10 protein-coding genes are annotated in these 11324 nt (G+C 68.8%); 5 read left to right on the top strand and 5 right to left on the bottom strand.

Annotated elements, in window-relative coordinates; all coding sequences use genetic code 11:
• Positions 1 to 108: 108 nt before the first annotated feature.
• Positions 109 to 2004, bottom strand: a complete 1896-nt coding sequence (locus EV137_RS28495; RefSeq protein ID WP_134131448.1) for an MFS transporter — start codon at positions 2002 to 2004, stop codon at positions 109 to 111.
• A gap of 117 nt (positions 2005 to 2121) precedes the next feature.
• On the opposite strand from EV137_RS28495, the gene EV137_RS28490 reads away from it, so the two are divergent.
• Complete coding sequence (locus tag EV137_RS28490) at positions 2122 to 2904, top strand: DUF3027 domain-containing protein (protein WP_134131447.1); 783 nt, start codon at positions 2122 to 2124, stop codon at positions 2902 to 2904.
• Between the two features lie 47 nt (positions 2905 to 2951).
• Here the strand turns inward: EV137_RS28490 and EV137_RS28485 are convergent, their stop codons facing one another.
• Positions 2952 to 3287 (bottom strand): DUF2530 domain-containing protein, encoded by a 336-nt coding sequence (locus EV137_RS28485; protein WP_134131446.1) that lies wholly within the window; start codon positions 3285 to 3287, stop codon positions 2952 to 2954.
• Positions 3288 to 3355: 68 nt separating this feature from the next.
• Here EV137_RS28485 and EV137_RS28480 point away from each other — a divergent pair, with 68 nt between their 5' ends.
• Positions 3356 to 4828 (top strand): NCS2 family permease, encoded by a 1473-nt coding sequence (locus EV137_RS28480; protein WP_134131445.1) that lies wholly within the window; start codon positions 3356 to 3358, stop codon positions 4826 to 4828.
• Here EV137_RS28480 and EV137_RS28475 read toward each other — a convergent pair.
• Positions 4825 to 5916, bottom strand: a complete 1092-nt coding sequence (locus tag EV137_RS28475) for a hypothetical protein (protein ID WP_134131444.1) — start codon at positions 5914 to 5916, stop codon at positions 4825 to 4827. The genes EV137_RS28480 and EV137_RS28475 overlap by 4 nt on opposite strands.
• 93 nt (positions 5917 to 6009) lie before the next feature.
• Here EV137_RS28475 and EV137_RS28470 point away from each other — a divergent pair, with 93 nt between their 5' ends.
• Both EV137_RS28470 and EV137_RS28465 read left to right on the top strand, forming a co-directional pair.
• Entirely contained in the window at positions 6010 to 6459 is a 450-nt protein-coding gene (locus EV137_RS28470) for a MarR family winged helix-turn-helix transcriptional regulator (protein ID WP_134131443.1), read from the top strand.
• The gene (locus tag EV137_RS28465; protein WP_134008973.1) at positions 6456 to 7775 is read left to right on the top strand and encodes an MFS transporter; all 1320 of its coding nucleotides are present in this window, start codon (positions 6456 to 6458) and stop codon (positions 7773 to 7775) included. Before EV137_RS28470 ends, EV137_RS28465 begins: the two co-directional genes overlap by 4 nt.
• Here the strand turns inward: EV137_RS28465 and EV137_RS28460 are convergent.
• The gene (locus EV137_RS28460) at positions 7772 to 8437 is read right to left on the bottom strand and encodes a DUF4429 domain-containing protein (protein ID WP_134131442.1); all 666 of its coding nucleotides are present in this window, start codon (positions 8435 to 8437) and stop codon (positions 7772 to 7774) included. The genes EV137_RS28465 and EV137_RS28460 overlap by 4 nt on opposite strands.
• Before the next feature lie 54 nt (positions 8438 to 8491).
• Here EV137_RS28460 and EV137_RS28455 point away from each other — a divergent pair, with 54 nt between their 5' ends.
• On the top strand, positions 8492 to 9895 hold the full coding sequence (locus tag EV137_RS28455; protein WP_134131441.1) for a mycothione reductase: 1404 nt from the start codon (positions 8492 to 8494) through the stop codon (positions 9893 to 9895).
• Here the strand turns inward: EV137_RS28455 and EV137_RS28450 are convergent.
• Positions 9878 to 11320, bottom strand: a complete 1443-nt coding sequence (locus EV137_RS28450; protein ID WP_238175608.1) for an LLM class flavin-dependent oxidoreductase — start codon at positions 11318 to 11320, stop codon at positions 9878 to 9880. The genes EV137_RS28455 and EV137_RS28450 overlap by 18 nt on opposite strands.
• Positions 11321 to 11324 lie beyond the last annotated feature (4 nt).

Genomic DNA, 11324 nt, shown 5'->3' with positions numbered 1-11324 from the left:
CGGCCGCCCACCATCTCAGGGGTCAACCCCCGAGATGGTGGGTTTGCAGCTGGTATGCGATGGGCCAACCCGCCATCTCATGGGTTAACCCATCAGATGCGGCCAGCGTCAGCGGGGTGGGTGGCGCGGGGCATCGCCGCCGGGGCGGCGTTTGAAGGGGTGGTTCCGGTCGCGTTCGACGGTTGGTTCCTCGGACCAGGGAGCCGTGTTCTCGCCGGTGGTCTCGTCCTCGTCGGTCTGACCGCTCCACCAGCGGCCCATGGGTTGGTCGGGCGGCGGCTTCTGATCGCCGGAGCGCCACTCGACGGTCGGCTCGTCGTGCGAGCTCGAACGGCGCTGGCGGTTCGCCCGCTGCTCGGCGACGCTGAGGATCGTCCGGGTGGTGCTCTCCGGGCGCTCGTCGCTCGCCGGATGCCGGTGCTCCGTCGGGTGCCGATGCGGCGCGTGGCCGGTGCGGGGCCCGCCGAGGCCGCCGGGGCGCAGCGGCCCTTCGGCCGGGCGGTCGGTCGGACGCATCCGCAGTACCAGGAACACGACGATCAGCAGCACGCCCGCGAGGAACCCGAACCCGAGTCGCGGGATCAGCGGCAGTACGATCCCGCAGCCGCCGCCGAGCACCCACGCGAGCTGCAGCACCGTCTCGGATCGCGCGAACACCGACGTACGGACGGACTCCGGGACGTCGCGCTGGATCATCGCGTCCAGCGACAGCTTGCCGAGCGAGCTGCACAGACCCGCGACCAGGCCCAGGGCTATCAGGATCGGCAGGCCGTACAATACCGCGACCGCGACCGCCACGGTCGCGTCCGCGAGCAGCACCACGAGCACGACCACTTCCGGTTTGCGGGCCCTGAGCAACGATCCGACGAGGGTGCCGAGACTGTTCCCGATCCCGGCCGCGGCGATCACCGCGCCGGCCGCGACGGCGCCCTTGATCCCGCTGATCGGCTGGTCGCGGAGCAGGAACGCCAGGTACATGGTCAGGAACCCGGACACGAACCGCAGTCCCAGGTTGCAGCGGATCCCGCGGGCCACCGCGGCCGTGATCGCGCGGCGGCGCGCGTCCCGTCCTGCCGTACCGGTCACTTCTTCGTCGGCGGGGGAGTCGACCGCGGAGGGCAGCCGGATCGCGAGCACCAGGCCGACGATGTACACGAGCGCGGCCCAGCGCAGCGACCACTGCGGGCCGATCGCGGCGAACGCGCCGGCGATCCCGGCGCCGATGGTCGCGCCGGCGACACCGGCGAGCGAGATCCGGGAGTTGGCCGTGACGAGCGTGATCTGTTTGGGGAGCAGCCGCGGTACGGCGGACGCGCGGGTCACGCCGTACGCCTTGGATGCGACCAGGCAGCCGAGGGCGGCGGGATACAACCAGGCGGAGCCGTGGCCGGCGATCGACGACGCCAGGCTCCAGACCAGGAACGCGCGGACGCCGAGGGTCGCGCCGATCGCCCAGCGGCGGCCGTGCCGGAACCGGTCGAGGATCGGGCCGATCAGCGGCGCCATCAACGCGAACGGCGCCATCGTGAGCAGCAGGAACAGCGCCACCCGGTCGCGGGCCTGGTCGCTCGGCACGGTGAAGAACACCGTCCCTGCCAGGGAGACCGCGAACGCCGTGTCGCCTGCCGCGTTCACCGCACCTAGCTCGATCAGCCGCGACAGGCCTGACTCGCCGGCGCCTTGAGCGCTGGTCAGGCCGCGGATCCTGCGGCCGGTCGCGCGCCCGACCTTGCCGCCGACCTCAGCGGCCTTCTTGGACGCCGAAGCAACGCCCTCGGCGCCGATCTTCGAGGCGTGGCCCACCTTCTTGCCGGCAGTCCCCACCCGGTCCCGGGCATCGCTGAACCGCTCGCCCGCAGACTTCCCGTCCGCCTTCCCAGGGCCGGCGTTCGGCTTGCCGTTGCCGGTGTGTGTGGTGCCGGGCCCGGCGTCCGCGCGCGGCCGTCCGGCGGCGGGATCGCCGTCGCGTTTGCCGCCGGAGGCGCTCGGGTCGCGGGGTTGCATGAATCCATCCTGCCTCGTGCCGGGGACAGACGGCAGGCACGGCGCGAAAGGACCCCTGATCGGGGGTGGGTGACGGCGGTTCGGCGTACGGCGGGCGGCGTGCGAGAATGGGCGATTGTGACTCCCGTCAAAAGCCCGGAACCGGTACGTGCGAAGCCCGACGCCGTCTGCGTCGGGGCGGTCGAACCGGCCCGCGAGGCCGCGATCGCCGAGGCCGGCGCCGCGCAGGTCGGGGAGCACCTCGGTCATCTGGTCGAGGGCGAGCGCCTCGTCACCCACTACTTCGCCTCCACCCACCCCGGGTACCGCGGCTGGCGCTGGGCTGTCACGGTGACGCGTGCGGCCCGCGCCAAGACCGTCACGATCAACGAGGTCGTGATGCTGCCCGGCGACGAGGCCGTCGTCGCGCCGGAGTGGGTCCCGTGGTCGGAACGTGTCCAGCCCGGCGACCTCCGCCCGGGCGACCTGTTCCCGACCCTTCCCGACGACCCGCGCCTCGAGCCCGGGTTCACCGAGACCTCGGACGCACCGGAGGATGTGCTCACGGTCGTCGAGGAGCTCGGCCTCGGTCGTGAGCGCGTGCTCTCGCCGTACGGGCGTGAAGACGCCGCCGAGCGCTGGTACGGCGGGGAGTTCGGTCCGACGTCCGCGATCGCACAGGCCGTCCCGTACAAGTGTTTCTCGTGCGGCTACTGGATCCGCCTCGCCGACAGCCTCGGCCAGGCCTTCGGCGTCTGCGCCAACGAAATGGCTCCCGGCGAGGCCCGCGTCGTCGCCTACGACTACGGCTGCGGCGCCCACTCCGACGCCACCATCGACCTGGCCGAACCCCCGACGCCTGATCACGCCTTCGACACCACCGGCTACGACACCCTCGACCTGACCCCCACCGAGGACTGATCGCAAAGCCGGGGCGGTGAGCTCCGGCCTACTGGTGACGCGCGGGGTCAGTCCTCGGTGGCGGACCGGTGGCCGCCCTGGATGGCGGTCCAGCGGCGTTTGCAGTACCAGAGGCCGATGAGGCCGAGGCCGAAGCCGGCGACCGGGACCCAGAGCCACCAGTCGAGGCCGTCGTCCTCGAGGCGGCCGCGGAAGAGGAAGAGTACGACGAACGCGACGGCCCAGAGGGTGATACCGGTGATCACGCTGGGGATGCCGGACAGGTCGAGCGGCTTGACCTCGGCGTGCACCAGTTCGCCGCGGGCGAGTTGGCTGGTCGGGTCGGTGCGCTTCTTGTCCGTGCGCTCCGTGCGCTCCCTGCTCGGCTCCTGCTCCTCCGTCACAGCACCACCTTAGCTTCGTTTGCGATTAGTACTCGCAACTGCCCGGTAGGAACTGGCACGATGCGGTCATGAGCTCGCCCCAGGCCGCGACGGCCCGCTCCGGTTCCGGTCCTCTGGACTCGTTCTTCAAGATCAGCGAACGCGGATCCACGCTCGGCCGGGAGATCCGCGGCGGACTGGTCACGTTCTTCACGATGGCCTACATCGTCGTGCTGAACCCGCTGATCATCGGCACCGTCAAGGACGGCGCCGGCCAGTTCGTCGGCGGCGGCACCGACCCGGCGGCGGCGATCGCGAAGATCGCGGTCGCGACGGCGCTGGTCGCGGGGGTCGTCACGATCCTGATGGGCCTGGTCGCGAACTTCCCGCTCGCACTCGCCACCGGTCTCGGCCTGAACGCGTTCATCGCGTTCTCGATCGCGACCAAGATGACCTGGGCGGACGCGATGGGCCTGGTGGTCCTCGAGGGCCTGATCATCCTGGTCCTGGTGCTCACCGGCTTCCGGAAAGCGGTGTTCGAGGCGGTGCCGCTGCAGCTGAAGGTCGCGATCAGCGTCGGCATCGGCCTGTTCATCGCGTTCATCGGCGTCGTCGACGCGGGCTTCGTACGGCGTCCCGCGGCGCTCAGCGGCCCGCCCGTCGAACTCGGTGTCAGCGGCAACCTCCGCGGCTGGCCGGTGCTGGTCTTCGTGGTCGGCCTGATCCTGATCGTCACGCTGTACGCCCGGAAGGTGAAGGGCGCGATCCTGATCGGCATCCTGGCCGCGACCGTGCTGGCGATCGTCATCGAGTCGGTTGCGAACATCGGCGCCCGCACCGACAAGAACCCCGGCGGCTGGGGTCTGAGCGTGCCGAAGCTGCCGGACCAGTGGTTCACGAAACCGAACCTGGACACGGTCGGCGAGTTCAACCTGTTCGGCTCGTTCGACAAGGTCGGTGTGGTGTCGGCGCTGCTGCTGATCTTCACGCTGATGCTCGCCGACTTCTTCGACACGATGGGCACGATGACCGCGATCGGGGCCGAGGCGGGCCTGAACGACGCCGACGGCATCCCGCCGAACTCGCAGCGCATCCTGATCGTGGACAGTGTCGCGGCCGCCGCCGGTGGCGCCGCGTCCGTCTCGAGCAACACGTCGTACATCGAATCGGCCTCGGGCGTCGGTGAAGGCGCGCGGACCGGGCTGGCGAGTGTGGTGACCGGGATCTGCTTCCTGATCTCGATGGTGGTCGCACCGCTGGTGACGCTGGTCCCGTACGAGGCGGCGACGCCGGCGCTGATCCTGGTCGGTTTCCTGATGATGACGCAGGTGAAGGGCATCGACTTCGACGACCTCGAGGTCGCGTTCCCGGCGTTCCTGACGATCGTCCTGATGCCGTTCACGTACTCGATCTCGGCCGGTATAGGCGCCGGTTTCGTCTCGTACGTGATCCTCAAGACCGTCCGCGGCAAGGCCCGCCAGGTGCACCCGCTGATGTGGGTCGTCGCGGCCCTGTTCGTCATCTACTTCGCCATCGGCCCCCTGTCCGCCTGGCTGACCTAGGCCCGCGGGAACGGCTGAGCGGTACGGCGGAGTTCGAGGTACTCGGCTCTTGCGGTGAAGAGTTCGCGGAGTTCGTTGCTGACGTGGTCGAGGAATTCCGTGCGGTACGTCGAGTCCGTGAGCAACGCGATCGAGTAGTAGAGGCCGGTGAAGTTCGCGATGCCGACGGCGACCTTGATCAGGGAGGCGCTGAGGACGAGCGGATGGTTCAGCAGTTCGACGTTGTACGACCACGAGCCGGCGTCGACGCCCCACTGCCGATAGATGTGCTCGCTGATCGCGAGCATGCCGAAGGCAATGAAGAACAGCCCGACGCCGGCGCTCACCACGAGCACCTGCATCCACTGCCGGATCACCAGGCTGACGCTGACGTTGAAGCGCTGGCTGCGGCTCAGCGGCGGGCCGGAGCCGGCGGTGCGCTCGATCGCGTCCACCTCGAGCGGCAACCGGATCAGCAGGAACACCGTGCTCAGCAAGGTGAAGGCGATCACGGAGAAGACGATGAAGGCGGCGGGCATCCACGCGAACACCTGCCACATGTCCGCGGTCATGAACAGCACCAGCGAGAAGACCAGCAGGAGCGGCAGCGCCCGGACGAAGCTGGCGACCGAGTTGGCCAGCTCGCGGGCCAGTTGGCGTACTCCCCAGACGACGGTCGCGATGAAGCCGTAGCCGACCACGACGTACACCAGTCCGACCAGCACGAGGTTGCCGAAGGCTACGCCGAAGAACTGCTTGACCTGTCCTTGCGTGACTACCGGGAGCAACGCCGGCAGCAAGACGAACACCGCCAGCTCCGGAGTCCCGAAGCGGGTGGGCAACGATCCGAACGGTCGCCCTCGTAGCCCGTTGAGCAGGCCGAACCCGGCGATCAGTGCGACCAGGCCGCCGATCGCGGCCAGCAGGTTCTGCCACCAGTCCCATTCGAGCGACGTGGCACCGAGCATCTCGGCCAGGAACACCAGCACCAGCAACGGCGCCGCCCGCGTGAAGATGTCGTGTGTCGGCGAGAAGTCCTCGATGAACAGCGGCAGTCCCGCTCGCCGGAACCTCTGCTCGTACCGCTCCAGCTCCGCCGTCGTCCCCATGAGCGCGAACTCTATCGGCCGCCACCTCGCGGGGAATACCAGCTGGCGGTCCAACGTTTTTAGTTAGCAAAGGTAATGAGTTAAGGTAAAGACATGCCCGAAGTCGTAGCGCAGCAGGTGAAGAGTGATGTCGGGCTGGCGAGTGCTCTGCGGTCGTCGACCCTGCGGCTGTCCCGGCAGATCCGCCGGCAGCGCGAGCCCGGTCACGACCTCACCGCGAACCAGCTCAGCGTGCTCGGCGCGCTGGCCAAGCACGAGGCGATGACGATCGGCGAGCTGGCCGCCCACGAGCAGGTGAAGCCGCCGTCGATGACGCGGATCGTGACGAACATGGAGGAGGCGGGCCTGGTGGTCCGCCGCCCGCATCCGACCGACAAGCGGCAGATCGTCGTCGAGCTGACCGCTCGCGCCGACGAGCTGATCCTGGCGAACCGCAAGCGCCGCGACGAGTGGCTGCACAAGAAGCTCAAGCAACTGACCCCTGAGGAGCGCGACATCCTGCGCAAGGCAGCACCTGTTCTCGAACGACTGGCGGCTCGATGAGCCCCACCTTCCGCGCGTTCAAGGTCCGGAACTTCCGGCTCTACGCCTCGGGCGCGATCATCTCCAACGTCGGCACCTGGATGCAGCGGGTCGCCCAGGACTGGCTGGTCCTGGAGCTGACCCATTCGGGTACGGCGCTCGGCATCGTCACCGGCCTCCAGTTCCTGCCGGCGCTCCTGCTCGGCCCGTACGCCGGTCTGATCGCCGACCGCTTTCCGAAGCGGACCGTGCTGACGCTCACCCAGATCGCGATGGCCACCGTCGCTCTGACCCTCGGTGGTCTGACGATCGCCGGCGTCGTGCAGACGTGGCACGTGTATCTGCTGGCTCTCCTGTTCGGTGTGGGTACGGCGTTCGACGCCCCGACCCGGCAGGCCTTCGTGGTCGAGATGGTCGGCCGCGACGAACTCTCGAACGCTGTCGGACTGAACTCGGCCTCCTTCAACGCGGCCCGGCTGCTCGGTCCGGCGCTGGCCGGTCTGCTGATCAACTGGATCGGCACCGGTCCGGTGATCATGATCAACGGGTTCACCTATGCCGCGGTGATCGTGTCGCTGCGGCTGATGCGCACCGGTGAACTGCACACGCCGAAGCCCGCTGCGCGGGACAAGGGCATGATCCGCGACGGCATGCGGTACCTGTGGCGGCGGCCCGACCTGATGATGGTCCTGGTCGCGGTCTTCTTCGCCGGCACCTTCGGGCTGAACTTCCAGATGACCTCGGCGCTGATGGCGACGAGTGCGTTCCACAAGGGCGCGGGGGAGTACGGCATTCTCGGCTCGATCCTGGCGATCGGCTCGCTGTCCGGCGCCCTGCTCGCGGCCCGGCGGGTCCGGATCCGCGCGCGGCTCGTGATCGGTGCGGCGGTGGCGTTCGGTCTGCTCGAGATCGTGAGTGCGCTGATGCCGACGTACCTGACCTTCGCGCTCGTTCTGCCCCTGGTCGGACTGACCTCCCTCACCATGCTCACCTCGGCGAACGCGACGATGCAGTTGAGCATCGAGCCGACGATGCGCGGCCGGGTGATGGCGCTGTACATGACGGTCCTGATGGGCGGCACGCCGCTCGGGTCGCCGTTCATCGGCTGGATCGGGCAGGTGATGGGCGCCCGCTGGTCGCTGATCGTCGGCGGTGGGCTCACCGTGCTCGGCACGGTCGGCTCGGTACTGTACTTCTCCCGCCGGCGCGGTCTGGCGATCCGTCCGCGGCTGCTCCCGCGCCCCCACCTCGAGGTCCTGCCCCAGACCGAACTACTCGGCGAGAAGGCAGTCGTCGACGCACCCGACGTACCTCAGAAGAAGCCCCAGGTCGCCTAGGGGCGGATTCGGGTCAGTAGGCGGGCGGCGAAGAAGAGTGCGTCGGCTTCGGCTGCGCGTCGGGTGAGTATTGCCGCGGGGTCGTGCTTGGGCTTCGGGCGTACGTCGGGGGTCGCGGACGTGCTGATCCGGAGGAACCCACGCGCGCCGAGGCCGGGCGACGGCGCCCATGCCACGTCGACGATGTCCCCGAGCGGCACCGACCACGGATCGCCGAATGCCTTCTTCTGACGGCCCACGGACCGGTGGTACTTGAACGTGAGCTGCCCGTTCGCCACCGCGAGCGTCGCGTCCCGCCCCTCGATCCGGTCGGGCGCGGGTGGCGGCGCGACCAGCCACGCGGTGGCGGCCGTCTGCGGTACGTCGCGACGCACGAGGGCCTGGCCGATGTCACGGGCGATCCCCTCGGCGACCTGGTGATCGACGCCCGGGAAGTCGTAGAGCTCGATCGGCTGCGTCACCGACTGCAGCGGGTCGGCGCCGTCACGAAGTACGAGCCGGAGTCCCGCCTCGGTGAGCTCAACGGCGCGCAGTGCCTCGACGGGCACGATCCGCTCACCCAGACGAGTCCGTACGAGCGTCCCGCCGTACCGGATCCGGAGAGTGCCGATGCCGTCCCAGACGACCGTGCCGTACGTGCTCGTCAGCTCACCGAGTGCCACCTGCTCATCCTCCCCGGTCACCGGGCCAGTTGCGCGTAACGCGCACAATGAGGTGTGACCCATTACGACCTCGTCATCATCGGGACCGGCTCCGGTAACACCATCGTCAATCGGCGGTTCGCCGACTGGAAGGTGGCGATCGTCGAGCGCGGCACGTTCGGCGGCACCTGCCTGAACGTCGGGTGCATCCCCACAAAGATGTTCGTGCACGCCGCCGACGTGGCCGCGACCCCGTCGGTGAGTGCGCGGTACGGCGTCGACGAGCAGCTGCTCGACGTCCGCTGGACCGACGTCCGGGACCGGATCTTCGGCCGGATCGATCCGATCGCGGCGGGCGGCTCGGAGTACCGGCACCACAACCCGGACAACGCGAACGTCCACGTGTACGACGGGACCGGCCGGTTCACCGGGTTCAAGGAAATGACGGTCGACGGCAAGGACGGCTCGACGAGCGTGTTCAGCGCGGACCGGTTCGTGATCGCCAGCGGCAGCCGGCCGATCGTGCCGCCGATTCCGGGCCTCGAGGAGACCGGGTTCCACACGTCGAACACGATCATGCGGCTCGAGGAACTGCCGCGCCGGCTCGCGATCATCGGCAGCGGGTTCGTCGCGGCTGAGTTCGCGCACGTCTTCGCGTCGTTCGGCGTCGAGGTGACGATCATCGCCCGTTCCAGCCTGCTGCTCCGGCACGAGGACGGCGAGCTCGCCGAGCGTTACACCGAGATCGCCCAGGACAAGTACGACGTACGCCTGAACCACGAAACCGTCCGAGTGGCACGGCGTGACGACGGCTCGATCCTGCTCGGCATGTTGCATCCGGAAGGCTCCGACGAGCTGGTCGTCGACGAGCTGCTGGTCGCAGTCGGGCGGGAAGCGAACTCGGACCTGCTGAACCTGGACGCGACCGGCGTCGGGGTCGACCACGAGGGCCGCGTGGTCGTGGACAAATACCAGCAGACCAACGTCGACGGCATCTACGCGCTCGGCGATGTGACCACTCCGCACCAGCTGAAGCATGTCGCGAACCACGAGGCCCGGGTGGTGAAGCACAACCTGCTCAACCCCGACGACCGGATCGAGGCCGACCACCGCTTCGTCCCGCACGCGGTCTTCAGCGCGCCGCAGATCGCGTCCGTCGGCCTCACCGAGGAGCAGGCGCAGGAACGCGGAATCCCTTATGTGAAAGCGGTTCAGCAGTACGCCGACATCGCGTACGGCTGGGCGATGGAGGACACCACCGGGTTCGCGAAGGTGCTCGCCGACCCGGAGAGCGGGCAGATCCTCGGCTGCCACGTGATCGGCCCGCAGGCGCCCACCGTGATCCAGCCGGTGATCCAGGCGATGAGCTTCGGACTGGACGCGTACACGATGGCGCGCGGCCAGTACTGGATCCACCCGGCCATGCCCGAACTGATCGAGAACGCCCTGCTGAAGCTGAAACTAGACCCGAAAGGCTGAGATCACATCGGCCACCGTGTCGAGGGTGTCGAGGTCGGGGAGGCTGATCATCGCCTCGGCCACCCCCGCCTCGGACAGCTCACGGAACCGCCCGATCTGATCGTCGACGGTGCCGGCGTTCACGGAGGCCGCGTACTTGGCCGGGTTCACGTTCCGCGGACGCAACCGCCGTACGAGCTCGTCCAACTGCCGCGAGTCCTTGCCCACCAGAGTTGTCGACAGATGCGTCAGCTCAACCGGTCGATCGCCCAGGTAGCCGGCAGCCTTCCGGACAGCGGCGACGTCCCCGAACACATTCACCGCATCCGCGTACCGCCCGGCCAGGCGCAGTGTCCGCGGCCCACTCCCGCCGACGAGCACGGGCAGGCGTTCTTGCAGCGGACGCGGATAACAAGTGGTGTCCGGTACGTCGAGAACCTTGCCGCGGAACGGTTTGTTGCCAGGGCCCCATAAGACCGGCAACAACTGCAAGGCGTCCTCGAGCAACGCATAGCGTTCACTCACTGGCGGAAACGGCCAGCCGTACGCCTTGTGCTCCGCTTCGAACCACGCGAGCCCGACCCCGCACACGGCCCGCCCACCACTCAACACATCCAGCGTCGCCGCGATCTTTCCGAGGTGGGCGACGTTCCGGTACGTGATGCCCGAGACCAGCGTCCCCAGCCGAACGCGGGTCGTACACGCGGCCAGGTACCCGAGCGTCGTCCAGCTCTCCAGGAAGTCCTCCCACGCCCGCCCCACCTGCGGGATCTGCCGGAAGTGATCCATCACGTAGATCGCGTCGAACCCGACCGCCTCGGCCCGCTCCGCCACCTCACGAACCCACGAAGCCAGGCCCTCCCGACCCGGATATCTGCTCAGTTGCAGTCCGAACCGCAACCCCACAGGCGTCTCGGATTGCCGCGCGTGCGCCGCGGTCGACTCCACGAAGGCGTTCGGCACCACTCGCACGGCAGTCGGCTGTAGTACGTCGTCGTACCCCTCCGTCGGCAGCTCCTGCTTCACCGAAGCCCAGGTCCGTAGCTGCGACGCCAGTACGTCGGCCGGGATCTGCTTCGCGGTACGCTCCCGATTCCGCCGCCGGCACTCCTCGCTCGGCGTGTCGAAACCCACCGCGACACAGGGCATCCCGGCCTCGCGAGCCAGGCTGAGCCAGCGCACCCGCTTCTCGCGGTCCAACCCCAAGGTGTCGACGACAGTCGTCAGCCGCCGCCCGATCCGTTGCCGCACCACCTCTTCCAGCAACGCGAACGCGTCGGCACTCGCCGCGATGTCGTCCTCACCGGCCCCGACCAACGCCCGCAGCCGATCACTCGACACCACCAGCTCAGCCCCGAAATGCTCCGCCGCCCACGTCGACTTCCCGGACGCTCCCGGACCGACCAGGATCACCACACACGGCGACGGCAGCTTGAACTCGGACACAAAA

Origin of the sequence: Kribbella pratensis, from assembly GCF_004366075.1 — a bacterium.
Taxonomy (GTDB): Bacteria; Actinomycetota; Actinomycetes; order Propionibacteriales; family Kribbellaceae; genus Kribbella; species Kribbella pratensis.
The sequence above is the reverse complement of the archived record's forward strand: the minus strand, read 5'-3'. Positions and strand labels throughout refer to the sequence as shown.